This is a genomic window from Microbulbifer sp. SAOS-129_SWC, assembly GCF_039696035.1.
Classification (GTDB): Bacteria; Pseudomonadota; Gammaproteobacteria; order Pseudomonadales; family Cellvibrionaceae; genus Microbulbifer.
This window is the reverse complement of sequence record NZ_CP155567.1, coordinates 721,856-747,500: the sequence shown is the minus strand read 5'-3', so window position 1 is coordinate 747,500 and position 25,645 is coordinate 721,856. Positions and strand designations below refer to the sequence as shown.

At 60.9% G+C, this 25,645-nt stretch carries 19 protein-coding genes (1 of these 19 only partly in view); 5 read left to right on the top strand and 14 right to left on the bottom strand.

What is annotated here, in order from left to right:
* The 3 genes in view from ilvC to ABDK11_RS03155 are tightly spaced (at most 25 nt apart) and all read right to left on the bottom strand, a layout consistent with a single transcriptional unit that may run on beyond the window.
* Positions 1–816 carry the 5' portion of a ketol-acid reductoisomerase gene (gene ilvC / locus ABDK11_RS03165; RefSeq protein WP_346838859.1) on the bottom strand. The gene continues 207 nt to the left of window position 1, outside the view, so only the first 816 of its 1,023 coding nucleotides appear in the window; the start codon lies at positions 814–816; its stop codon lies beyond the left edge, outside the window.
* Between the two features lie 25 nt (positions 817–841).
* Entirely contained in the window at positions 842–1,333 is a 492-nt protein-coding gene (gene ilvN, locus ABDK11_RS03160; RefSeq protein ID WP_346838858.1) for an acetolactate synthase small subunit, read from the bottom strand.
* A 12-nt stretch (positions 1,334–1,345) separates the two neighbouring features.
* The gene (locus ABDK11_RS03155) at positions 1,346–3,082 is read right to left on the bottom strand and encodes an acetolactate synthase 3 large subunit (protein WP_346838857.1); all 1,737 of its coding nucleotides are present in this window, start codon (positions 3,080–3,082) and stop codon (positions 1,346–1,348) included.
* A gap of 467 nt (positions 3,083–3,549) precedes the next feature.
* Here ABDK11_RS03155 and ABDK11_RS03150 point away from each other — a divergent pair, with 467 nt between their 5' ends.
* Complete coding sequence (locus ABDK11_RS03150; RefSeq protein WP_346838856.1) at positions 3,550–4,017, top strand: DUF4124 domain-containing protein; 468 nt, start codon at positions 3,550–3,552, stop codon at positions 4,015–4,017.
* A gap of 88 nt (positions 4,018–4,105) precedes the next feature.
* Here ABDK11_RS03150 and ABDK11_RS03145 read toward each other — a convergent pair whose 3' ends face one another.
* From ABDK11_RS03145 to rluD, 5 genes are all read right to left on the bottom strand, one after another.
* Entirely contained in the window at positions 4,106–7,177 is a 3,072-nt protein-coding gene (locus ABDK11_RS03145; RefSeq protein ID WP_346838855.1) for an efflux RND transporter permease subunit, read from the bottom strand.
* Positions 7,178–7,193: 16 nt separating this feature from the next.
* Entirely contained in the window at positions 7,194–8,333 is a 1,140-nt protein-coding gene (locus ABDK11_RS03140) for an efflux RND transporter periplasmic adaptor subunit (RefSeq protein ID WP_346838854.1), read from the bottom strand.
* 234 nt (positions 8,334–8,567) lie between these two features.
* Positions 8,568–11,174 (bottom strand): ATP-dependent chaperone ClpB, encoded by a 2,607-nt coding sequence (gene clpB, locus ABDK11_RS03135; RefSeq protein ID WP_346838853.1) that lies wholly within the window; start codon positions 11,172–11,174, stop codon positions 8,568–8,570.
* A gap of 176 nt (positions 11,175–11,350) precedes the next feature.
* Positions 11,351–12,112 carry a peptidoglycan editing factor PgeF gene (pgeF, locus tag ABDK11_RS03130; RefSeq protein ID WP_346838852.1) on the bottom strand — a complete coding sequence of 254 codons (762 nt, stop codon included), beginning with the start codon at positions 12,110–12,112 and terminating at the stop codon, positions 11,351–11,353.
* A 229-nt stretch (positions 12,113–12,341) separates the two neighbouring features.
* A complete protein-coding gene (gene rluD / locus ABDK11_RS03125; protein ID WP_346838851.1) occupies positions 12,342–13,292 on the bottom strand; it encodes a 23S rRNA pseudouridine(1911/1915/1917) synthase RluD in 951 nt (316 codons plus the stop codon).
* Positions 13,293–13,393: 101 nt separating this feature from the next.
* Here rluD and ABDK11_RS03120 point away from each other — a divergent pair, with 101 nt between their 5' ends.
* Positions 13,394–14,344: an outer membrane protein assembly factor BamD gene (locus tag ABDK11_RS03120; protein ID WP_346838850.1), complete on the top strand. Its 951-nt coding sequence runs from the start codon at positions 13,394–13,396 to the stop codon at positions 14,342–14,344.
* Between the two features lie 61 nt (positions 14,345–14,405).
* Here ABDK11_RS03120 and ABDK11_RS03115 read toward each other — a convergent pair whose 3' ends face one another.
* The gene (locus ABDK11_RS03115) at positions 14,406–16,034 is read right to left on the bottom strand and encodes an NAD+ synthase (protein WP_346838849.1); all 1,629 of its coding nucleotides are present in this window, start codon (positions 16,032–16,034) and stop codon (positions 14,406–14,408) included.
* 61 nt (positions 16,035–16,095) lie between these two features.
* Between ABDK11_RS03115 and ABDK11_RS03110 the strand changes: the two genes are divergently transcribed.
* The 3 genes from ABDK11_RS03110 to ABDK11_RS03100 all read left to right on the top strand — a co-directional run bounded on the left by ABDK11_RS03110 (position 16,096) and on the right by ABDK11_RS03100 (position 19,950).
* Positions 16,096–17,703 carry an ATP-binding protein gene (locus ABDK11_RS03110; RefSeq protein WP_346838848.1) on the top strand — a complete coding sequence of 536 codons (1,608 nt, stop codon included), beginning with the start codon at positions 16,096–16,098 and terminating at the stop codon, positions 17,701–17,703.
* Positions 17,704–17,824: 121 nt separating this feature from the next.
* Positions 17,825–19,219 (top strand): sigma-54 dependent transcriptional regulator, encoded by a 1,395-nt coding sequence (locus ABDK11_RS03105; protein WP_346838847.1) that lies wholly within the window; start codon positions 17,825–17,827, stop codon positions 19,217–19,219.
* 167 nt (positions 19,220–19,386) lie between these two features.
* The gene (locus tag ABDK11_RS03100; RefSeq protein ID WP_346838846.1) at positions 19,387–19,950 is read left to right on the top strand and encodes a GspH/FimT family pseudopilin; all 564 of its coding nucleotides are present in this window, start codon (positions 19,387–19,389) and stop codon (positions 19,948–19,950) included.
* Positions 19,951–19,956: 6 nt separating this feature from the next.
* Here the strand turns inward: ABDK11_RS03100 and ABDK11_RS03095 are convergent, their stop codons facing one another.
* From ABDK11_RS03095 to pilV, 5 genes are all read right to left on the bottom strand, one after another.
* Entirely contained in the window at positions 19,957–20,418 is a 462-nt protein-coding gene (locus ABDK11_RS03095; protein ID WP_346838845.1) for a type IV pilin protein, read from the bottom strand.
* 70 nt (positions 20,419–20,488) lie between these two features.
* Positions 20,489–23,560, bottom strand: a complete 3,072-nt coding sequence (locus ABDK11_RS03090; protein WP_346838844.1) for a PilC/PilY family type IV pilus protein — start codon at positions 23,558–23,560, stop codon at positions 20,489–20,491.
* Positions 23,561–23,583: 23 nt separating this feature from the next.
* Positions 23,584–24,129: a PilX N-terminal domain-containing pilus assembly protein gene (locus tag ABDK11_RS03085; protein ID WP_346838843.1), complete on the bottom strand. Its 546-nt coding sequence runs from the start codon at positions 24,127–24,129 to the stop codon at positions 23,584–23,586.
* On the bottom strand, positions 24,129–25,178 hold the full coding sequence (locus tag ABDK11_RS03080; protein ID WP_346838842.1) for a PilW family protein: 1,050 nt from the start codon (positions 25,176–25,178) through the stop codon (positions 24,129–24,131). Before ABDK11_RS03080 ends, ABDK11_RS03085 begins: the two co-directional genes overlap by 1 nt.
* Entirely contained in the window at positions 25,175–25,642 is a 468-nt protein-coding gene (gene pilV / locus ABDK11_RS03075) for a type IV pilus modification protein PilV (protein WP_346838841.1), read from the bottom strand. The genes ABDK11_RS03080 and pilV overlap by 4 nt, the downstream gene beginning before the upstream one ends.
* Positions 25,643–25,645 lie beyond the last annotated feature (3 nt).

The window sequence follows — 25,645 nt, the reverse complement described above, 5'->3', positions numbered from 1 at the left end:
CTTGGTCTCATCGGTAACGATGCGCGGGCCGGTCACGTAATCGCCGTACTCGGCAGTATTGGAGATGGAGTAGCGCATATCGGCAATGCCGCCCTGGTACATCAGGTCGACGATCAGCTTCAGTTCGTGGAGGCACTCGAAGTAGGCCATTTCCGGCGCGTAACCCGCTTCGGTCAGGGTTTCAAAACCGGCCTGCACCAGCGCGGAGACACCGCCACAAAGCACCGCCTGTTCACCGAACAGGTCGGTTTCGGTCTCTTCGCGGAAGTTGGTCTCGATGATACCGGAGCGGCCGCCGCCATTGGCGGAGGCATAGGACAGCGCCAGTTCCTTGGCCTTGCCGGAGGCGTTCTGGTAAACCGCGATCAGGGTCGGCACGCCGCCACCCTCCAGGTAGGTAGAGCGTACGGTGTGACCCGGGCCTTTGGGCGCAATCATGATCACGTCCACATCCTTGGGTGGCTCGATCAGCTCGAAGTGCACGTTGAAGCCGTGCGCAAAGGCCAGCGCGGCGCCGGCGCGCAGGTTCGGCGCCACCTGCTCGCGGTAGATGGCGGCCTGGTGCTCGTCCGGGGCCAGGATCATGACCACGTCGGCGTCTTTCACCGCGTCGGCCACTTCAGCCACGCGCAGACCGGCTTTTTCCGCCTTGGCCCAGGAGGACGAGCCCTTGCGCAGGCCGACCACGACATTCTTCACACCGGAATCTTTCAGGTTGTTGGCGTGGGCGTGGCCCTGGGAGCCGTAGCCGATAATGGCCACGGTCTTCTGCTGAATCAAAGAGAGGTCGCAGTCTTTATCGTAGTAAGCTTGCATCATTCACTTCCTATTTCACACTCATTCAAACACTAAGAACTTTTTCACCGCGGGCGATGCCCGAAACCCCGGAGCGCACCACTTCCATAATCGTGTGCTCGCCCAGGGCCTGTAAAAAAGCGTCCAGTTTTTCGCTAGTCCCCGCCACCTGCACCGTGTACATATTGCTGGTGACATCCACTATCTGGCCGCGAAAAATATCCACGCTGCGCTTCACCTCGTCGCGCTGCGCACCGGTTGCACGGACCTTCACCAGCAGCAGCTCGCGCTCGATATGGGAGCCCTCGCTCAGGTCCACCAGCTTCACCACGTCGATCAATTTGTTCAGGTTCTTGGTGACCTGCTCGATTTTGTGATCGTCGCCGATGGTGACCAGTGTCAGGCGCGACAGCGTTTCATCTTCGGTGGGCGCCACTGTCAGGCTCTCGATGTTGTAGCCGCGCTGGGAGAACAGCCCCACCACGCGGGACAGGGCCCCGGGTTCATTTTCCATCAGAACTGAAATTATTCTGCGCATCGTCACACTTCCCTAGGTCCGCTCCGTCTTACTCAGCCACATATCCCGCATGGAGCCATTGGGCATCACCTGCATCGGATATACGTGCTCGGACGGATCCACGTAAACATCGATAAACACGGTGCGGTCCTTGATCGCAAAGGCCTCGTGCAGCTTGTCGTGCAGCTCTTCGCCCCGCTCGATCTTGATGCCCACATGGCCATACGCCTCGGCCAGCTTGACGAAATCCGGCAGTGACTCCTCGTAGACACTGTGGGACAGGCGCCCCTCGTACTGCATTTCCTGCCACTGTTTCACCATGCCGAGCGCCTGGTTGTTCAGGCACAGGATTTTTACCGGCAGGTGGTACTGGGTCGCGGTCGACAGCTCCTGGATACACATCTGGATACTGCCCTCACCGGTCACGCACAGCACTTCCTTGTCCGGGTGGGCAATCTTCACCCCCAGCGCGGCCGGCAGACCGAAGCCCATGGTTCCCAGACCGCCGGAGTTGATCCAGCGGCGCGGCTTGTCAAACAGGTAGTACTGCGCCGCAAACATCTGGTGCTGGCCCACGTCCGAGGTGACGAAGGCGTCGCCCTCGGTGATGTCGTAGACCGCCTTGATCACATCCTGCGGCATGATCATGTCGCCATCGGTGCGATAGCGCGGTGCCGCGTAGATGCCATGGCGTTCGCGCCAGTCGTCGATCTGCCGCCACCAATCGGTGATTGCCGACTGGTCCGGCTGCTCGTCGGACGACTTCAGCGCCTCCAGCATCTCCGCCAGCACCGACTGCACCGTACCCACGATCGGCACATCGGCAACGATAGTCTTGGAGATAGAGGCCGGATCCACATCGATATGGATGATCTTGGCCCCGGGGCAGAACTTGTTCGGCGTATTGGTCACCCGGTCATCGAAGCGCGCGCCCACGGCGAGAATCACATCGGCGTGGTGCATGGCAGTGTTGGCCTCGAAAGTCCCGTGCATGCCCAGCATACCGAGGAACCGCTTGTCGCTGCCGGGAAAGGCACCGAGCCCCATCAGGGTATTGGTCACCGGGTAATTCAAGCGCCTGGCCAGCTCGGTCAGCAGTTCAGCACCGCCGCCCTGCACCACACCGCCGCCGGCGTAAATGACCGGGCGCCGGGCCGACAACAGCAGCGCCACCGCCTTGCGAATCTGGCCGCTGTGGCCCTTGCCCGCCGGGGTGTAAGAGCGCATGCGCAGCTTTTCCGGATATTCATACGGAAAGCGGTCGACCGGATTGGTGACATCCTTGGGCACATCAATCACCACCGGGCCGGGGCGGCCGGTATTGGCGATATAGAAGGCCTTCTTGACCACCGCGGGAATATCCTCAGCGCGCTTGACCAGGAAACTGTGTTTCACGATCGGCCGCGAGCAGCCGACCATGTCGGTCTCCTGAAAAGCGTCTTCACCAATCTTGTCGCTGGTCACCTGGCCGGAGATCACCACCATCGGGATCGAGTCCATATAGGCGGTGGCGATACCGGTAATCGCATTGGTGGCGCCGGGGCCGGAAGTCACCAGCACCACCCCTACCTTGCCGGTGGAGCGGGCATAGCCATCCGCCGCGTGGGTGGCGCCCTGCTCATGGCGCACCAGCACATGCTTGATGTGTTTCTGACGAAAGATGGCGTCGTAAATGTGCAACGCCGATCCGCCGGGATAGCCGAAGATCAGGTCGACCCCTTCATCCTGCAGCGCGCGAACCAACATATCGCCGCCGGAGAGTAATTCCACTGAAACCCCCTCAAAATTCTTGTATGGGTAGGATATTCATCACGCAAAAACGCAAAAAGCGCCTGCCAACGAGTAGACAGACCGCGATTATAAAGGAATTTTATGACAAATATCAGCCTGTAACGTATTTCCATGCCGATTTTTAGGATAACTTCATCGACAACGGCAATACGCCAACCCCGCACCGGCCATTTCGGATATCAGTAACGGGATTGCAGGCCTCCAGGATGGGGAGGTCCGTCTCGGCGTGAAGGCGCGGGCGTTTGGCCCAGCGGGAAACAGGAAGGGAGCCGCGGGTGTGCGGTGACGTCTGTTCGCCGAGAGAAAGAACGATTGTGCAAATCGCGACCGGCCTGTCAATGCGCCCGGGGCGCGGAATGGCAAAAATGTTAAAGCGGTTGCAGGCAGGCGGGCGCAGACCGGTACAATGGCTGTCTGCAACTAAAGCTACCAATAATGAGGCCACCATGCGTACCGCTGTCGCAATTCTGCTCTCGAGCCTGGCGATCTGCGCCCAGGCGGATGGCATCTATAAGTGGAAAGACGAAAATGGCGTGATCCACTTCGGCTCCCAGCCGCCGCAGGAACAGCAGGTGGAAGTGATCAAGAAGCCCAAGTCCCAACGCTACAAGCAGTGGGAGGCCAAGCAGCAGGCAGAAGCCGATGCCAAGGCAGAGAAGAAACCCGCTGCCCCTGCCAAGAAAAAGCCCGTGAAAGACGATGACACCGCCAAACAGGGCAAGGCCATGAGCAAGGCGGAACAGGCCGTGCGCACACAGCGCTGCCGCATGGCCCAGTCCAACCTGCAGGAACTGAACAGCCACGCCCGCGTGCGCGAAATCGGCACCGACGGCAAGATGCGAGTCCTGCCCGAGGGGGAGCGCCAGGCGCGCATCAGCCAGGCACAACAGGCGATCCAGACTAACTGCGGCTGATTCGCCGCCGGTGCGCGGGCCTCGGCCCGCGCCGCTTCCTTGTCCGGCCTAATCCGGTCTCCCTAATTCTCACCCTAATCCAGCCTCTTTACCCCGCTTCCTCTGCCGCCGCTTCCGCACCGTAGTCCCGCCCCAGGTACAGGTACATGGCCGGCACAATGAACAGCGTAAACAGCGTGCCGATCGTCATGCCGGTGGCCACCACCAGGCCCATGGCGAAGCGCGCTCCGCCGCCGGGGCCGGCCGCCAGCAGCAGCGGCACCATCGCCAGTACCAGCGAGGCGGTGGTCATCAGCACCGGGCGCAGGCGGATAGATGCGGCCGCTTCGATCGCCTCGCGCTTGCTCCTGCCCTGCTTCTGTAGCTGGTTGGCGAACTCCACGATCAGGATACCGTGCTTGGAAATCACCCCGATCAGCGTCACCAGGCCCACCTGGGTGTAGATATTCAGCGTGGTCAGCCCCAGGCTGACAAAGATCATCGCCCCGCACACACTCATCGGCACAGTCACTAGCATGATCAGCGGATCGCGCCAGGATTCGAACTGTGCCGCCAGCACCAGGTAGATCACAATCAGGGCGAAGAAAAAGGTCAACACCAGCTGCGATCCCTCGGTCTTGTACTGGCGCGACTGACCCGCATAGTCCACCGAGTAGCCCGGCGGCAGTATCTCCGCGGCGGCGGCGTCGAGCACCCCGAGCGCTTCGCCCAGGGTCACCCCCGGGCGCGGCACGCCGGAAATAGTCACGGCATTCAGCTGCTGGAAGCGCTTCAACTGTTGCGGCTCGACCGTTTCCCGCAGGCTCACCAGCGTAGACAAGGGAATCAACTCACCACTGCCGGTGCGGATATAATAATTTTCCAGCTGGTCACCGGTGAGGCGATCACGGCGCACCACCTGCGGGATCACCTTGTAGCTGCGGTTGTCGAGGGAAAAGCGATTTACGTAGGCACCGGACATCATCGCCCCCAGCTGGCGGCCGATATCCGCCATGGTCACGCCGACCGCGGCGGCCTTGTCCCGATTGACCAGTACCTCCAGCTTGGGTTTGTCGATTTTCAGGTCCGAATCCACAAAAATGAATTTGCGGCTGGCCTGCGCCCGCGCCATGACCTGATCGGCGAAACCGGCCAGGTTCTCCATTGGCTCTGTCGCACCGATAACAAACTCCACTGGCAGGCGACCACCGGCGGTGGGCAGGCTGGGTGGCACCACCACCGCTACCTTGAGCCCGGCGATCTGCGTCACCTCGCCGCTGATGATCTGCTGCATCTGCTGGGTGTTCTTGTCGCGCTTGTTCCAGGGGGCCAGCACATAGCCGGCGATGGCACTGTTACTGCTGTTGCCCGCGCCACCGACACCATTCAGCAGAAAGAAATTTTCCACTTCCGGGTGACGCTCGGCGATCGCGTCCAACTCCTGCGTGTACTGTTCGAGGTAATCGATCGTGGCATAGGAGTCCGCCGAAGAGATAGTCAGCACAAAACCGCGATCCTCCTTCGGTTCCATCTCGCTGGGCGAGGTAATAAACAGGAAGTAACAGCTCACCAACACGATCAGACCGAACACCAGGATCACCAGGCGGTTGTCCATGGCAGCGTGCAGCCGCCGGCGGTAGCCCTCCTGCAAGCGGTGGAAGTGTCCCTCCAGCCAGCGCTCCAACCGGTTACCACCGTCTTTGTGCGGGCGCAGGATCTTCGAGCACATCATTGGCGACAGGGTCAGCGCCACCACCCCGGATAACAATACTGCGCCGGCCAGCGAAAACGCGAATTCCAGAAACAGGGTGCCGGTGAGCCCGCCGAGAAAGCCAATCGGCAGGTATACGGCGATCAGCGTGGTGGTCATTGCCACCACCGGCCAGGCCAGCTCGCGCGCGCCGACGACCGCCGCGTCCTTCGGCGTCATGCCCTCCTCGATATGCCGGTGGACGTTTTCCAGCACGATAATCGCATCGTCGACGACAATCCCGATCGCCAGCACCATCGCCAGCAGCGTTAGCAGATTGATGGAAAACCCCATCAGCAGCATCAGAAACAATGCACCGATCAGCGACAGCGGTACCGCCACCGCCGGGATCACCACACTGCGCAGGGAGCCGAGAAACAGGTAAATCACCAGGATCACGATCACTACCGCCTCGGCAATGGTCTTGATCACCTCGTCGATGGAGTCCTGGATGTACTCGGTGCTGTCGTAGGGAATATTGCCGATCATGCCCTGCGGCAGTTGCGGAAATATCTCACCCTCCAGTTTGTTGCGCACGACACCGATGACATCCAGCGCATTGGCATCCGGCGCGACTTCCACCGCGATAAACGTTGCCGAGCGGCCGTTGAAGCGCACCGAGGTGTCGTAGGATTCCGAACCCAGCTCCACTTCCGCCACATCGCCGAGGCGCACGATGCGCTCGTCGTCGGCGCGCACGACCAGCTGGCGGAAGTCCTTTGCGGTGGCGATATCGGTATCGGCGGAGATCTCCACCGTCACCATGGTGCCCTTGGTACTGCCCACCGCCGACAGCACATTGTTGTCGCGCAGCGCCGCGCTGACATCCGCCGGGGTCACCCCCTGCGCGGCCATGGCGTCCGGGCGCAGCCAGATACGCATGGCGAAAGTGCGGTTGCCGAGCAGGCGCGCGCGCTGCACGCCGGGAATGGTAGACAGCTTCGGCTGCACCACGCGGGTCAGGTAATCGGTAATCTGGTTGTTGTCGAGCAGATCCGAGGAAAACGACAGGTACATGGCGGCCACCGTCTGCCCCACGGCCATATCCACGGTGGAATCCTCGGACTCCTGCGGCAACTCGCTGCGCAGTTTGTTGACCTTGGCCACGACCTGCGTCAGCACTTCGTTGGCGTGGTAGTCGAGGCGCACATAGGCCTGGATGGTGGACACCCCCTGCACGCTGGTGGACACCATATAATCGATGCCATCGGCGGTGGCGATCTCCTGCTCCAGCGGCGTGGTGATAAAACCCTGCACCAGATCCGCATTGGCGCCGACGTATACGGTACTGACGGTGATCACCGCATTTTCCAGTTTCGGGTACTGGCGCACGTTGAGCTGATTGGCGGCGCGCAGACCGAGCAACAGGATAAACAGGCTCACCACCGACGCCAGCACCGGCTTGCGAATAAAGATCTCGGTAAAGTTCACCCGCGGCCCCCGGCGTTCAGCTGTTGTCGGGCCGCGGATTCAACTCCGCCGGCGGCTTGTTGTCATTGTTGATGGTGACCGCACCGCCGTTGCGCAGCTTGAGCAGACCGCTGGTGGCCACCCGCTCGCCCTCCTTCGCACCGCGCACGATCTCCACCAGATCGCCGCGCTCTTCCCCCAGTTTTACCAGCCGCTTCTGCGCCACCAGTCCGTCGCCCTGCTTGTTCTTCACCAGAACAAAAACTGCGTTGCCGTAGGGCGCAAACTGCACCGCGGTGCGCGGCACCACCAACAGGCGCCGCTCGCCGGCGAGATCGACGGTGACATCGGCAAACATGCCGGGGCGCAGCAACTGATCGGGATTGTCCAGCGTGGCCTGCACGAAAAAATTGCGACTGTCGGGATCGACCTTCGGGTCGATGGCGGTAATACGCCCGGGAAAAGACTTGTCGGGAAAGGCGCCAGTGCGAATCGCCACTGGCAGCTTTAATTTAATCTGCGCGAAATTGCGCTCCGGCAGTGCAAAATCCGCGAAGATCGGCTGTAGCTGCACCAGCGACACCACAGGATCACCGGGGCTGACATTCTGCCCCAGGTCCACTTTGCGCACTCCCAGTCGCCCGGAGAAGGGGGCGGTAATATGCCGCTCCGCTATGGTGGCGTGCTGCACCTCGAGACTGGCCTGTATTTGCTGCAGCTTGCTCAGGGTATCGTCCAGTTCCGCATCGGTGGCCACGCCCTTGGTGTGAAGCTCACTGATGCGCTGGTAATTGCGTCGCGCCAGCAGCAGCTCCGCCTGCAGGACTTTCAGCTGTGCCTCCTCCGGGCGCGCCGCCAGCTCCACCAGTAGCGCGCCCTTTTTCACCCGATCGCCGGACTCGAAATGAATCGCCTGCACCACGCCTTCGGCCTGGGTCGTCACGTCCACACCATTGACCGCACGCAGGGAACCCACCGCGGTCAACTGCTGGCGCCAGCGCTGGTATTCGACTGCGGTCGCCGTCACCGTAGCCGCCGGCAATGGCATATTGTCGAACGCCTTGTTCATCATGTATTTGCCGAAAAATTTGAAGGCAAAAATACCGCCGAACAACAGCAGGCAACCGAGCAGCATCCACAGCATCGGCACCACTTTCACACGCTTTACATCAGCCACAACAGGCTTCGCTCCAACAGCATAGAGTTCCGTTTATTCGACGCGCGATTCCTCGACGGAAGCGGCGGGCGCGACAGCCCACCAACGGATCGCGCAATCCATCGCAGACAGGATAGGAAACTCTGGACCGCCCGGCGGCGCAGACGGGACGAATGGAGGCAGAATCGGGAAATAGGGCAAGCTGAGCGGAAAAAACGCAGCCGGCGCAAGCCGGCTGCGGGCAACATGCGGGGGCTACTTACTGAAGACGGCGTGATCTCCCTCGACATTGGCGTGAATGGTATCCCCGGCCACGAATTTACCGGACAGCACATCCTGCGCCAGTGGATTTTCCAGCCACATCTGGATGGCGCGCTTGAGCGGTCGGGCACCGTAGACCGGATCGAAACCGACGTCGGCGAGCTTGCTGAGCAACTCTTCCGACACCTCCAGCTTCAGGTCGCGCTCGGCCAGGCGCCGGCGCAATTGCTCCAGCTGAATCTCGGCGATGGCGCGTACCTGCGCCCTAGCCAGGGGGTGGAAAACAACCACCTCGTCGATGCGGTTGATGAATTCGGGACGGAAGTGATCGCCGACCACGTCCATCACCGCGTTTTTCATCTGGCGGTAGTGGATCTCGCTGTCGATCTCATCCTCGTCGCGGGCGCTGGCGTATTTCTGGATCAAGTCGGAACCCAGGTTGGAGGTCATCACCACCACGGTGTTGCGGAAATCCACGGTGCGGCCCTGACCGTCGGTGAGGCGGCCATCCTCGAGCACCTGCAGCAGGATGTTGAACACATCCGGGTGCGCCTTTTCCACCTCGTCGAGCAGCACCACCGAGTAGGGTTTGCGCCGCACCGCCTCGGTCAGGTAACCGCCCTCCTCGTAGCCGACATAACCGGGAGGTGCGCCGATCAGCCGCGCCACCGAGTGTTTCTCCATAAATTCCGACATATCGATGCGCACCATGGCATCTTCGGTATCGAACAGGAACTGCGCCAGCGCCTTGCACAGCTCCGTCTTGCCGACACCGGTCGGGCCGAGGAACAGGAAGGAACCGTTGGGCCGGTTGGGATCGGCGAGGCCGGCGCGCGAGCGGCGTACCGCATTGGCGACCGCACTGACTGCCTCGTCCTGACCGATCACACGGTTGTGCAGCGCGTCTTCCATACGCAGCAGTTTCTCGCGCTCGCCCTCGAGCATTTTCGACACCGGGATACCGGTCCAGCGCGACACCACTTCGGCCACTTCCTCATCGGTGACACGGTTGCGCAGCAGGCGCGGTTCTTCACTGGTTTCGGTAGTGGCCGCATCGGCGATCTGTTGTTCGAGTTGCGGAATCACGCCGTACTGTAATTCCGACATGCGGGTCAGGTCACCGGCGCGGCGCGCGGCCTCCATATCCAGCTTGGCCTGCTCCAGCTTTTCCTTGGTATCGTGGCTACCCGCCAGCTGGGCTTTTTCCGCCTTCCAGACTTCCTCCAGATCCGCGTACTCTTTTTCCAGTGCGTTGATTTCCTCTTCGAGCTTGCCGAGGCGCTTTTTGGTCGCCTCGTCGTCCTTGTCTTTTTTAACCGCCTCGCGCTCGATCTTGAGCTGGATCAGGCGACGCTCGAGCTTGTCCATGGATTCCGGCTTGGAATCGATTTCCATACGGATTCGGCTGGCGGCTTCGTCAATCAGGTCGATGGCCTTGTCCGGCAGCTGGCGGTCGGTGATATAGCGCTGTGACAGTTTGGTCGCGGCGATGATCGCCGAGTCGGTAATATCGACACCATGGTGTACTTCGTAGCGTTCCTTGAGACCACGCAGAATGGCGATGGTATCCTCTTCGGTGGGCTCGTCCACCAGCACCTTCTGGAAGCGCCGCTCCAGTGCCGCATCTTTTTCGATGTACTTGCGATACTCGTCCAGCGTGGTGGCGCCGACACAGTGCAGCTCGCCGCGCGCCAATGCCGGCTTCAACATATTGCCGGCATCCATGGCGCCCTCGGCCTTGCCGGCGCCGACCATGGTGTGCAGTTCGTCGATAAACAGGATCACGCGACCTTCCTGTTTCGACAGTTCATTCAAGACCGCCTTCAGGCGCTCCTCGAATTCACCGCGAAACTTGGCGCCGGCCAGCAGCGCACCGAGATCCAGCGACAGCAAGCGCTTGTCTTTCAGTCCTTCCGGTACCTCACCGTTGACGATACGCTGCGCCAGGCCTTCGACGATCGCCGTTTTGCCCACGCCCGGCTCGCCGATCAGCACCGGGTTGTTCTTGGTTCGGCGCTGCAGCACCTGGATGGTGCGGCGGATTTCGTCGTCGCGGCCGATCACCGGATCCAGCTTGCCCGCCACTGCGCGCTCGGTTAAATCGAGCGTGTATTTGTCCAGCGCCTGGCGCGCTTCCTCGGCGTTGGGATCATCGACCTTCTCATCGCCGCGCACTTTGGTAATCGCCGCCTGCAACTGCTTGAGGTCGCCGTTGGCATTTAAAATCTTGGAGATATCGCCAGCAGCGGAATCGAATGCGGCCAGCAATACCGTCTCGCTGGAAATAAAGCTGTCGCCGTTCTGCTGTGCTTTCTTGTCCGCCAGATTAAACAGGCGCATCAGCTCCTGGGACATGCCCACATCGCCGGTGGGTGAGCTGACCGTGGGCAGACTGTCGAGGCGCTTGGCCAGGTCGTTGCGCAGGCTGTTGAGATTGAAACCGGCCTGGGACAGGAACGCGGGCACACTGCCGTTGTTCTGGTTGAGCAATGCCTGCAGCAGGTGTTCGGGATAAATCTGGTTGTGGTCACGGCCCACCGCGAGGGACTGCGCGTCGGCAATGGCGGCCTGCAGCGGGTTGGTCATACGATCGATGCGCATGGACGAAATTTCTCCTTCGTTGAGGCGGTGGTTTTTATAAAATCACCAGCAAAAAAGCGCCAATCTGGCGCTACACAATCAGTGTAGTGTCGAAGGATAAAATAGGGGCGCGGCGCGGCTTTTCAATGATCCAGATCAAGCCGACGGGAAAAGCCGCCAAACGACGGCTTACGGAATCAGGTCAACCAGATCAGCGAGGCCATGCGACCGGTGGTTTTATCGCGGCGATAGGAGTAGAAATCTTCGGGCTCGCTGGCGGTGCAGCGGTCGCCACCGTAAATGGCGTCGACACCGAGCCGGCGCAACTCCGCGCGCGCCAGCGCATAGATATCGGCGAGGAAATGCAGCGGCTTTTGCACGTGCGGACGGAAACACTGGGCGATGGCCGCGGTGTGCTCGCCATCGATGGCCTGTTCAAAAAATTCCTCCAGTACATCGACGCCGGTCTCGAACGCGCGCGGACCTATCGCCGGGCCGAGCCACACCAGCAACTCGGCCGGATCGCAATCCAGCGCCGCCACCGTCTCGCGCACGATGCCGCCGGCGAGTCCCCGCCAGCCAGCGTGGGCCGCCGCCACCCGGGTACCGGCGCGATCACAGAACAACACCGGCAAGCAATCCGCGGTCAGCACCGCGCATACCGGACCGGCACCGTTGGCAAAGCTGGCGTCAGCGGTACGCACCAGGCCGTCGTCGCCCGCCGCCACCACCTTGTCGCTGTGGATCTGCTCGAGCCACTGCGGCTCCGCCGGCAACTGCAGCTCCTCGCGCAACTGCTGGCGGTTGGCCGCCACCGCGTCGGTGTCGTCGCCGACATGGGCCCCCAGGTTGAAAGAGGCGTAAGCGCCGCTGCTGTGGCCGCCGCCGCGCAGGCTGGTGGCGGCGCGCACATTGGCGGGGGCCGGCCAGTCGGGGAGCAGGTAGTGGTCGGTGGACATCAATTAATTAACCTTAATCAGCTGCGGGGCGGACCTCTTGTTCGCCCGGAAAGTAGAATGCGCTAGTTAGCCGGTTCATTGGCAGCGCCGCTTCCGGTGTCTATTTCCCAGACACGAGCTAGGCGCCCACAAGGTGCTCCCGGTAGCTGGGGACGCCATCAAGTCGCCTGACAGCCGTCACGCCGGAGCGAGTTCCCAAATCCAAATGGCTGAAAGCAGGATTTAGTCGCTATATATCCGCGCGCAACAGCTCGAGCAGCTGCAGCATATCTTCCGGCATCGGCGCCGACCAGTGCATCTCCTCGCCGCTGTCCGGGTGTACCAGCGCCAGTTCGGCGGCGTGCAGGGCCTGGCGCGGGAAACTCTGCAGCGCCTGCACGAGTTCCGCGGGAGCCTCGGCCGGCAGGCGCGGGCGGCCGCCATAGAGCGGATCGCCCACCAGCGGGTGGCGGATATGGGCCATATGCACGCGAATCTGGTGGGTGCGGCCGGTCTCCAGCTTGCAGCGCACCAGTGTCTGCGCGCGGAAGCGCTCCTGCACCCGGTAGTGGGTGATCGCTTCCTTACCGCCAAAATCCAGAACTGCCATCTTCAGGCGGTTCTGCCGATGGCGTCCGACGGGCGCGTCGACGGTGCCGCCGCCACTCAATACCCCCTGGACGATGGCGTCGTACTGGCGGCTGACACTGCGCGCCTTCAGCTGCGCCACCAGGCTGGTCTGCGCCGGCAGCGTCTTGGCCACCACCATCAGGCCGCTGGTGTCCTTGTCCAGCCGGTGCACGATACCGGCGCGCGGGATCAGCTCCAGCGCCGGGCAGTGGTGCAACAGGCCATTCAGCAGGGTGCCGTCGGGATTGCCGGCGGCCGGGTGAACCACCAGTCCGGCCCGCTTGTTCAGCACCAGCAGGCTGGCGTCTTCATAGACGATATCCAGATCCATGGCCTCGGGGCGCCATTCGCCCTGGGCCTCCAGTTGGGCGCGCAATTGCAGCTGCTCACCGCCGAACAGCTTGTCCTTGGGCTTGGCGACAGCGCCATTGACCGTCAGTTGGCCGCTTTTTATCCACGCCTGCAGGCGTGCGCGCGAATAGTCGGGAATTAATTCCGCTGCAGCCTGGTCTAAGCGCAGGCCGGCCAGGTCTGCCGGAACTTGTACATCGAGCTCGAGCTGTTCAATCATTGATCAAATTCAAACACTTTGGGCAGCTCCGCGACTGTGGTTAAATGGCGGGCCGTCGGTTATCTATACTGGCGGCTAGTTTAATAAGGTAGAGAGTAATAATGATAGAGCGAGGGGCGACACAGGCCTGGAAATCACTGTGGTTGGTAGTACTGTCCGCGATTGTTGTGGCCTGCGCCAGCACCGATGAGTCCGAAGAGGGGCTGCCCAGCGGCAGCCGCACCGAGCAGGCCTTCTACGAGGCCGCACAGCGCCAGCTGGATTCCAGCCAGTGGGAGCTGGCGATCAAGAACCTGCGCGCGCTGGAAGACAACTTCCCCTTCGGCAATTACGCCGAACAGGCACAACTGGAGCTGATCTACGCCTACTACCGCAATTACGATAACGATGCAGCCATCGCTTCAGCGGATCGCTTCATCCGCCTGCACCCGCAGCACCGCAATGTCGACTACGCCTACTACATGAAAGGCCTGGCCTCGTTTACCGAAGGCAACGGCCTGTTCGAGCGCTTCTTGCCCACCGACATGACCAGCCGTGACCCGGGCTCGGCGCGGGAGTCTTTTGCCTACTTCGCCCAGCTGATGGCCCGCTATCCGGACAGCCGCTATGCACCGGATGCGCAGAAGCGCATGATTCACCTGCGCAACCTGCTGGCGCGCTATGAGATCCACGTGGCCAACTATTACTTCAAGCGCGGTGCCTACCTGGCGGCCGCCAACCGCGGCCGCTACGTGGTGGAGAACTTCCAGCAGACCCCGTCGGTCCCCGACGCACTGGCAGTGATGGTGCAGGGCTACCACCTGCTGGAGATGCCGGAACTGGAAGCCAACGCACTGAACGTGCTGCGCACCAACTACCCGCAGCACCCGGCCTTTCGCAAGGACGGCAGCTTCAATTACAACTACTACAAGGGCGCCAGCGGCCGCAGCATTGTGCACCGCCTGACTCTGGGCCTGTTCGAGAAATCGGACCCGCGCGGTTTCGACAGCCGCAAACTGTACAATACCGAGTACCGCCCGGAAGACGCGCCGCTGCCGCCAGAGTTGAATTAACCCCCGGCTGCGGCAATCAAAAACGGCACCCGCGGGTGCCGTTTTTCATTTGTACTGCCGGCTATTCGCCGGCCTTCCAGCCATTCGTGATCGGGTAGCGCCGGTCGCGGCCGAACCCGCGCTCGGAGATGCGCACACCCACCGCCGCCTGGCGGCGCTTATACTCGTTGCGATCTACCAGGCGCACCACCCGTTCCACCGTCGCGCGCTCGAAACCGCGGGCGATGATGTCCTCGGCACTGTTGTCGCGATCGATATACAGGTTGAGAATCCGATCCAGCTCGTCATAGGGCGGCAGGCTGTCGGAATCGACCTGGTCCGGTGCCAGCTCCGCGCTGGGCGGGCGGGTGATGACACTCTCCGGAATCACCGCGTCGATGCTGTTGCGGTACCGCGCCAGCTCAAACACCAGAGTCTTGGGCACGTCCTTGAGGGCGTTGTAGCCCCCCACCATATCGCCGTACAGGGTGGCGTAACCCACCGCCAGCTCGCTCTTGTTGCCGGTGGTCAGCACCATGGCGCCCTTCTTGTTGGAAATGGCCATCAGCAACACGCCGCGGGAGCGTGCCTGCAGGTTTTCCTCGGTGGTATCCCGTGAAGTGCCCTCGAACTCGGCGGCCAGCGCGCCCATAAAGGCATCGAAGATCGGCTCGATACTGACCACCCGGTAGCGGATTCCGAGGCGCTGCGCCTGATCCGCAGCATCGTTCCTGGAGAGATCGGAGGTGTAGCGAAACGGCATCATCAGCGCCTCGACCCGCTCGCTACCCAGGGCATCCACGGCGATCGCCAGCGTCAGCGCCGAATCGATACCGCCGGACAGCCCCAGCACCACACCGTTGAAACCGTTCTTGTTGACATAGTCACGCACGCCCACCACCAGCGCGCGGTATACGGAGGCGAGATCGCCCAATGCCGGCGTGATCTCACCGCTCGCCACCGTGACCTGGCCATCGCGCTGCTCGACACGCACCGGCAGCAGGTGCTCGGTAAATTCCGGCGCGCGGGCGCTGAGCTTGCCCAGAGCATCGACGGCAAAGGAACCACCGTCGAATACCAGCTCATCCTGCCCGCCGCAGCAATTGACATAGACAATCGGCATCTGCCCGGCGCGGGCCTGGTTGCCGAGCAGTTCCAGGCGCTGCTGGGCCTTGCCGCGGTGAAACGGCGAGGCGTTGATATTCAGCATCAGCTGCGCGCCGGCGGCCGCGGCCTGGGCCACCGGCTCCGGGTGCCAGATGTCCTCACACACCGTGATCGACAGGGGAATGCCGCGGAACTCCAGTACGCACGGCTGATCGCCGGCGACGAAGTAGCGCATCTCGTCAAACACCTGATAGTTGGGCAGCTTTTGCTTGGCGTACTCGGCCACCAGCTGGCCGCCGTCAATGAGGCCCGCCATGTTGAAGACTTTGCCGGCCACCACCCGCGGATAGCCCACCAGCACCGCACAGGGCAGCTCTGCCGCCAGCAGCTGTGCCAGCGCCGCATCGATGCGCCGCTGCATACTCGGGCGCAGCAGCAGGTCCTCGGGCGGATAGCCACACAGGGTCAGCTCGGGAAACAGCACCAGATCCGCGCCCAGCTCGCGGTGGGCGCGACGCGCCACTTCTATTACGTGGGCGGTATTACCGGGAATATCCCCGACCAGAGAATTGATTTGTGCCAGCACTAGCTGCAAAGTAGACATCTTCGAACCTCAGAACAGACAGACCCCCATTGTATCGCTGCCACGGCGTCCGGATACAACAATGAGTACAGACAATGTGAGCGGTGCAGTGCACGCCGCCGGCCCGCCCCTGCAACATCACGAGTTGTTGCGGATTTACGCATTTTACCGCGTGGCCATCGCCCTGATCCTGCTCGGCATCTTCACTTCCGGTATCGGCCAGGGCGCCGTCGGCAATAGCGCCCCGGGCCTCTTTCTCAATACCGTAATCGCCTACGCCGCGCTGAACTTCGGCTGGCTGCTGCACCTGCGCAACAGCGCCTACCGCACCAGCACGAGCCAGGTGGGGCTGATTCTCGGCTGCGACATCCTCAATTTTATCCTGCTGATCCAGGCCAGCGGCGGGCTCAATTCCGGTCTCGGCTACCTGCTGTTGATCAACTGCTCGGTGGGCTCAATGCTGCTCGACCGCCGTATGGGCGCCTTCTTCGCCGCCGTGGCCAGCATCGCGGTGATTGTTCAGCAGCTTTATGGCCTGCTGGCCGGCCATGCCGAGACCCAGGATATCGTCTCTGCCGGCAGCCTCGGCATACTGCTGTTTGCCACCGTCAGTGCACTGCAATATCTGTCCGCCCGAATCCGCAGCGCCACCCTGCGCGCCGACCAGCAAAGCCGCCAGGCCGCCCACCTGCAGCGCCTGGCGCAGCAGATCGTCGAGCGCATGCGCACCGGCGTGCTGGTGATGGATGCCGCCAACCAGCCGGAGCTGATCAACCGCGCCGCGCGCCAGCTGCTCGGCGACCAGCTGCAGCCCGGCGGCGAGCGACAGGGCGAGCTACACCGCATCGTGCGCGAGTGGCGCCGCGATCCGGGCCGCGGCAGCACCCTGGTCAACGCGGAAAACGGCAGCGAACTGCGATTCAGTTTCGCCAACCTGCGCCGCGAACACGGTGACAGTGCGCTGGTATTCGTGGAGGACAACCGCAAGCTGACCCAGGCGGCACAGAAACTGAAACTCGCCTCCCTCGGTCATCTGACCGGCTCCATCGCGCATGAAATCCGCAACCCCCTCGGGGCCATCAGCCACGCCGCGCAACTGTTATCGGAATCCACCAACCTGAGCGCGGAAGACCGCCACCTGACCGACATCATCTGTCGCCACAGCCAGCGCGTGAACGAGATCGTGGAGAATGTCATGCAACTGTCGCGACGCCGCGCCACCGTGCCGCAGATGCACGATCTGGGGCACTGGCTCGAACTGTTTATTCAGGACTTTCGCGCCGGCGCTGCGGACGACGCGCGTATACAGCTGCAACTGCCAGACGAATCGGTGCAGGCGCGCTTCGACCCGCAACAGCTGGCGCAGGTAGTCATCAACCTCTGTGCCAATGCCATGCGTCATTCTCACAGCGCCTGCGGCCTGCGCGAGGTGGAGGTGGCGGTCTACCGCAATCGCGAGCGCGACTGCGCCGTACTCGATGTCATCGACAGCGGCCGGGGCGTGCCGCCGGAGCACCGCGACAAAATCTTTGAACCGTTTTTCACCACCGGTCAGGGTGGCAGTGGCCTGGGCCTCTATATCGCGCGCGAATTGTGCGAAGCCAACCAGGCAAACCTGTTTTACTGTCGCAGCGAAGACAACCGGAGCTGCTTTCGGGTAGAGTTTGCTCACGCAAATCGAGTGATCTAGTTTCAGAGAAACCGACCAATACAGGAAAATTTCCTACGACACCACCCCCCCAACAGATTGAATCTCTGTCATAATCGACTGCTAAAATCTTCGCGAATCAACAATAACAGCGCACGGATACATGCAACCACTGGCACTGGTCATCGACGATGAACCGGATATCTGCGAATTGCTTACCCTGACTCTGCGGCGTATGGAGGTGCAGTGCCACACCGCCGCCGACCTGGCGCATGCGCGACATTTGCTCGAGCGCAATCACTACGATTTCTGCCTCACCGATATGCGTCTGCCCGATGGTGACGGATTGCAACTGGTGGAGGAGATCCAGGAACAGCGCGGCGGCGATACGCCGGTTGCGGTGATTACCGCTCACGGCAATATGGATACCGCCATCAATGCGCTGAAACTTGGCGCCTTCGATTTCGTCAGCAAGCCGGTGGACCTCGAACGCCTGCGTGCGCTGGTGCAACTGGCGCTGCGCCTGCGCGAACCGCACGGCGGGCCGCAGACGGATGAACATACCCAGCTGCTGATTGGCAATGCCAGCAATATGCGCCGGCTGCGCGAGCAGATTGCCAAGGTTGCGCGCAGCAATGCACCGATTTATATCAGTGGCGAGTCCGGTTCCGGCAAGGAGCTGGCGGCCCGCGCCATTCACACCCAGGGCCCCCGCGCCGACCATCCCTTCGTTCCCATCAATTGCGGTGCCATCCCCGCGGAGCTGATGGAGAGCGAGTTCTTCGGCCATCGCAAAGGCAGTTTCACCGGCGCCCATCGCGACAAGCCGGGGCTGTTGCAAAGCGCGGCCGGCGGCACCCTGTTCCTGGACGAAGTGGCAGACCTGCCACTGGAGATGCAGGTCAAGCTGCTGCGCGCGATACAGGAAAAGAGCATTCGTCCGATCGGTGCCAGTGAGGAAACTCCGATCGACGTGCGCATTCTGAGTGCCACCCACAAAGACCTCGCTCGCGAAGTCGCCGAGGGCCGATTCCGCAGCGACCTCTACTACCGCATCAATGTGATCGAGATCGCCGTGCCGCCACTGCGCGACCGAGTCGAGGATATTCCGCTACTGGCAGAGACCATAATGCAGCGTATCGCCGGCAGCACCGCGCCACGTCTCGCGGAAGATACCCTCGCCGCGCTGCGCAGCTATGCGTTTCCCGGCAATGTGCGCCAACTGGAAAATATTCTCGAGCGTGCCTTTACCCTGAGCGACCAGCGGATCATTCGCGCACGCGATCTACTGCTCGACCGCGAAGCCGCCCAGGCGATTGAAGAACAAGCGGCGCCGGTAGCAGCTCCGCCACCCACCGAAATCGAACCCGCGTATACGGGGCAGTTCGATCCGGGCCACTACACATCACTGGACGAATTCCTGCAGTCGATCGAACGCGGCGCCATTGAACAGGCGCTGAACGAAACTCGCTGGAACAGGACCGCTGCGGCGCAGAAGCTCGGCATCAGCTTTCGCTCGCTGCGCTACCGGCTGAAGAAACTGGGGCTGGAAGACTGAGCACACCGGTCGATTTGCACCGAAGCGCCCCCATGAGCACCTGTTTAGCTGGGTGACTGGGTAGCTGGCTAGGGATGAGTGGTACTCGCGCGCCGTAATGGCCTGTGATTGGCTTTCACGCACCACGCAGTATGCTGGCTCTCTCTCACGGAAGAGGAGCCTGCACCATGAAAGCGAATTCGGGCGTCACCCTGCTCGAACTGATTGTGACTATGGCGATTCTCGCTGTTGTCGCCAGTGTGGCAGTACCACCAATGACACATTTCGTTCAGCGCTACCGCGCGGAAATACAGCGACACCGACTTTTCGACCTTATCGCTCTGGCGCGCGGCAAAGCATACAGCGAAGGGAAAATCTATACACTCTGCCCCCTGGATACGGACAGCAACTGCAACAATGATTGGAGCAACGGCGCACAGCTGTTTGTCGACACCGATGGCGACCATCAGCGCGATGCCGATGAAATGCTGGAAAGGATCCTGGAGCCCATGCCTGCCGGCGCTTCACTGCACTGGAACACCCTGCACGGCAGCTATCTGCAGTTCCGCCCCGATGGCCGCCCGCAAAACCAGACGGGCAACTTTGCCTATTGCCCACCGGACAGCGACGCTGAACAGGGGTGGATTATTGTACTGAACGCCACCGGCCGCCCCTATATCGGCCGTGACAGTGACGGAAACGGACTGGTGGAAAACGGCAGCGGCAGCGACCTGACCTGCACTGCCGCCTGAACAGGATCAGCTGCAGGTTGTCTTCCAGCACAGGTCGCCGGGATCATCGAAGGATCCGTCGTTGCCGCGGTCCCAGGCTTTCTCACCGCTGGAATCCAGTTGCAGCTTGCCATCATTTGCCTGCACCCCCCCGCCAATGGGCTGCGCCTGCAATGTGTAGCTGCTGGCATCGGCACTTATGATTTTCAGATCGTAGAATTTGTTACTGCCGTCCAGGGGCACCTGCGGGGCAAAAACACCGGGGCTTCCGGTATCGCCGCCGCCATCTGCAGCGCCCTTGTAAGTGCCCTTTTCAGTAAAGTGGCGCTCCATAGCCTGCGCAAATCCCATCAACGCCCCTTCGGCATCGGCACGGTTGGAGGAGCGTACCTGGTTCTGGTAGGCAGGCCAGGCGACTGCGGCGAGGATCCCCACAATCGCCACCACGATCATCAGTTCTATCAGGGTAAAACCCAGCTGCTTTTTCATTGCTGCTTCCATCATATTTTTTACACGCGGCACACTGTAGCGCCGGAACCGCAAACTGTCGCTACCCGATTTATTGGGGCGAGAACTCTTCCCACGCGAGCCGGCCTTCGCGTTCTTCATCCCCCACGTCGATATCGTCGCAGATCACATCACCGTTACTGCCCGGTGTACAGCGCACATCGCCGATAAAACCGGATTCACCGGGCATCCCCGGATCGCCGCCGGAGTTGTTACTACCGTCATCGCAGTTATCGCCGGTACAGCTTTCGAATTCCTTGCCGACATAGCCATCGTCCTGCGCGTTGATTTCACCATCGTTATTGATATCCGCCACCGGATCGTCGCCCTCGAGGCCGGTGCGGAAATCGAACGCCATCAGGTATCCCTTGCCACTGGAGGCACAGGGTTGCGGGTTGGGGCTGACAGTACTGAAGAACAGGGTATTGCGGCGCAGTGCCGGCGACGTGATGACCCGCTCGCCGGCGTAATCACCCGAGCCGCTGTCCAGCTCCATGCGCCAGCCATAATAGGTAGTCCAGTCGATCGCATCCCCTGAGTTGATCTTGCGGCCGGTACCGTCATCGGTCAGCGTGCGCGGAACCAGATTTGACGGGGTCAGAGACGCATTGGTCTCCGTGTAACCATTATCCCACACCGCATAGAAGGCCCCGGCGGTATTATCGCTGAGATCACCGCTATTCAGGTACTGGCCGGTGCCAAACATCACCAACACATTTGGTGAGCTGCCATCCGTCACCACGGTATTGCGTGCTACCAGCGGCGCCGCCAGAATCGCATTCTGCGCCTCGGGGGTGCCGCCTCCCGCTTTGAATAGTGGTTTACCACCGACCACACTCCAATTACTGTCGCTGCTGCTGGAGAGGTCAAACGCCCACATATTGCCCATCAGGTCGCCAGCGTAGACGCGATCCACCACTTTGTCGCCATCCAGGTCGACCAACCGCGGGGACGACAGGCCGTTCTTGCGGTCACTGACAGTGCCGGAGCCGGTACTGATAAATTTCCAGTCGCCGTTATGCCAGTTTCCATCTGCGCCCGCCTCGATATCGACGATAAACAGTCCGGCCACGCCGTTGTCGCTATTGTAGCCATTGCCGAAAATCGCCACCCATTTCCCATTGTTCAACTTGGCGATCTGCGCCCGGGAATAGGAATAACCGAGGTTCTTCTGGTCGGTACTGTCGCCGCCATCAAACTCCCACATGGTCACAGCGTCCGCATGGCTCTCGTCGAGCACCGACGGATCGGTGACATTGAGAGCAAAATAGCCCTTGCCACCGCCGCGCAGGCCGCCGATCAGCACCGTGTGCCAGTCCTCAGAATTTCCGCCAGTCGGATCGATGTAGACATCTGATACCGCGGGGGTCAGGTCGACATAATAATTATGTGAGTACTCGTCACTGGTGAATACGTGCAGGCCGTCGTAGCGCTCGGTGCTCAGCACCAGAGACGGAATATAGCCAAACACTTCCTCACCGGTATTCGCGTTGAAGCCGTGCAACATACCGTCGTTGGCGCCGACATAGACCATCGGCGTGCGGTTTTCCTCGTCGATCTGGAACTGCGCGTAACTCTGATTAGCGCTGTTACCGCCAAAATCGGCCGGCCAGTCCAGCTCCGGCTTGCCCACGTAAACCGGTGTCGAGTGCACGATATCACCGAGCAATTTCGGCTTGCCGTAATAGCTACCTGAAGCGAACGTACCGCGTGGCCGGAAACCACTCGCATCATCACTCGTCGTATCACCGCGGATATAGGCCAAACGATCATCTCTCAGGTTTGCCGTATCGTCGGTAGAACCGTCCGAGCTGTCGACTTTCAGATCCGCCTCGTGCGGCGTCACGCTATTGGTATCGAAAACGCCGCTACTGGTCGCAGTAAAAGGTACACCGGTGTTATTAAGATAGGTAATGATCTGGCGGGTGGAGGACGATTCGTCGGCGAGCTGTTCCGACGCCTCCCACTCGGTCGCGGCAATACGCCCGGTATCCGGATCCAGCGAGCGTGCAATCAGCTTGCCGCTGAAATCCGAGGTGTCGAATTTGGCCGAGTAGATGACAGCACCGGCATCCAGCGTGGTCGAGTTGAAAGCGACCGACGACTGGGTACCGACGGAATTGGAAATTGAAGCGATGGCATCGTTGAAGGAGGTCACCAGCGCCGATGCATCGGAGGCGTATTTGTAACTGCCGCCGCCCTGGTTGCCGGCATCCTTGAGCAACAGATTGTCTTTCAGACTGTCGTCGGCGAAGCCGATAAAGTAACTGGTGATATTGTTCTTGTGGGTCGGATCACTCGAGTCGGTCAGATCCGGGCGCCAGTCTACCTCGTGCAATGCCTGCGCCACGTCATCCATATAGTCGGACGGGTTATTATCCTGGCTTTCGTAGACATAGCCGGCGTTGACTTTCTTGTCGTTGGCAGAACAAGTCAGCCCATCGTTGCCGTTTGGGCAATCGCCGTCGTAATCCTGCAGGTCTTTACTGACGATACGGTCCTGGGTCGGCAGGCCATCGGTCAGGGTCAGGATAAAATTTTTCTGGCAGTAATACTGGATCGCGGGATCGGAACTGGTGGGGGCGGAGACGCCATCGGCGTAATGCGGTACGCGATCGAGCACTGTCGATGCGGTAACGTCTTCTTTAAGCGCCGGATCATCCGGGTGCAGCGTCACCGTCGCCGACTCATGGCCCTGAACGTAGTAGCGACCGAGGTCCGCGAGGGATTCGGCCAGTGGTGTCCAGTCCGTGGCATCGATGGCATTGATCTTGGTTATCAGATCGTCGCGTGCACCTGAAGTGGAAATACTGGTCAGCCCGTAGAGAATTTTGGCCCCGTCCGTATCATTAAATCGCGCCAGGCCGACGCGGATATCGCCCAGTCCGCGCACGACATCCACCGCCGCTGACTTGGCCACCGCAAGACGGGTATCACCACTGCTCAGCTCCGTCGCCATCGACCCCGACGAATCGAGCAGGATCATCAGGTTGGGTTCCGCCTTGCCTGTCGACTGCAGCGGCGCATTGGACAGGTTCAGCGCTTCCGCACTCGCGCAGGTGGAAACGGTGATCGAAAAACCGAAGAGCCCGAACAGCAGCGGTTTCAATGCAAATTTATTCATTGTTCGATTATCCGTAGAATTCGTTAAAAACGCTTGCCGTAGTGGCTGATGATGATGCGCTCGGTACCGCCGTCGTCACCGCCGTAGCCCCTGCCCAGGGCAACGATACGGAATACCTTAATTTCACCACCCCCCGTGGTCTGGCCGTAACCCTCGACGGTGATATCGTTAGCCGGATCTTCCTTGTCGGCATTGCCGGCGAGCTCTATATACAGGCGACCTTTCAGCTTGTTGCCGTTGCCATCCAGCATATCGACTTCGAGTTCGGTGGAATTTTCGCTATTCCAGGTGGAGGCATCCAGCATGTTATCGGGACCGTCCCCCTGCGTGCGCCGCCAGCCGCTAGCGCCAAAGTCGCCGGTGGTGGAGAGGCTGTCGATATACTGCTCGCCCTGGCGCGTCAACGCCTCGGCCACCTCCAGCGCCACCTTGGCATCGCGGGAGGCAAAGGTCATTTTCTCCTCGAGCAGCACAGAGCGCGCGGCGGAGACACCGATCATGGTCAGCACCAGCAGTACAATCAAGCTGACCACCAGCACCGCGCCCTGTTGCGAACGCCATGAATTCATCACATTTGTCCCCTGTTGCGAATCTTGGTGGTGGTCAGATAAACCTTGCGCAGTTTGCCGTCGCTGTAGGTCGTATCGTTGCCATCCAGGTCGGTCACCGTCAGGTCGTCCGCATTAACGCCGCTGTCGCTGGCAGCTACCAGTTGCACCTTGAGCGCCAGCACATTTTCCATTTCATTAGGGTCCGTGTCGGCAACTTTCCAGGTATCGACCACGTCATCGTTATCGGTATCGAATCCGTATAAAATCTGCAGGTCCTCGATGCCCGGAATCAGCTCCTGGGACGAGCCACTGTCCTCACTGACAAACAGTGACGGCGTGTTGGTGGTGTCATTGTTGGCGATAAAGTAGATACGCTGATAGGGCACCAGAATGCGGGAATCGGCACCGTATTCGCGCTGCAGATCCTTGGTCGCATTCTCGATGTAACCATCAGCGAGCGAGCCGGTATTGTGTACCAGGGTGCGTTTCAAAGAACTGCCGCCGCCTCCGGTTTGCACATTGGTAATGGTCATCAGCTCACCGCTCTGGCAGTTGGTCAGCAATATCGTCTGCCCCTCCGCCACCTGGCAGTTCTGGCTCGCCATGATTGACGCCGCCTGCGAACTCGGCACCATGCGCCCAGTACCTCCACAGGCGTCCTCGGAACCGCGCAGATACAGGATATCGGTTCCGTCGATTACATCCTTGGTGCCAATCGTCACACCGCTGGCGTCATCCGTTCCCAAGATGCCCTGAGTGCCGAGGCTGTTCAGGTAATCCTGCGCTTTCACATAGTCCGGATCGCTGGTATCCAGGTGGTTGCGAATGCTGCCCGGATCCGGCGCACAACCCCAGTAATCGGCAATGCGGATCTGCCGGGCCAGCAGGTCCATGGCAAATCGCCCGCTCTCCTGCACCCGCGCGAAGGCGGTCTGCATCCGCATTGTGTTGCGGTTACTGTCGAATATCTGCAGTACCCCCCACAACAGCATAGCGCTGAGCAGAATGGCAATCATCAGTTCGATCAGTGACAGACCCCGCTGTCGGCCGAGAGGTGTCAGGTTCATAAATCCACCGCCAGTACAAAGGATTTCTGTTCGGCGCCGCCGCTGGCCGTGCCGCGATTTTCTCCGGTATGCTGCTCGTTCCAGGTTACCGTCAGGGTTACTTTTTCGCCGTTCACTTCAACTTTTCCCTTGCCGTCCGGCAGGTTGGTGGAAATGACCTGGCCCCAGTCGTACAGGTCCAGGCTGGCTATCTGTGCCGGGGTACATTTAGTGCTGCAATCCACCGACGACTCGCTACCGTCCACGGTCTTGCTGCTGTAGCTGCCCAACTCCCGGCCATCGGGATTCGCGCGCAGGCGATCCGCCATTTCCTCGGCAGCCAGCGCGGCCAGATAGCGCTGGTGGGAGTTGTTGCCATTTTTCAGGCTCATCATCTGTGTCGCGGACAGGCCCAACAGGCCCACGGCCAGCACCAAGATGGTCACCAGCACCTCGATCATGGTCGCGCCCGAGTGTTTCTTCATCCT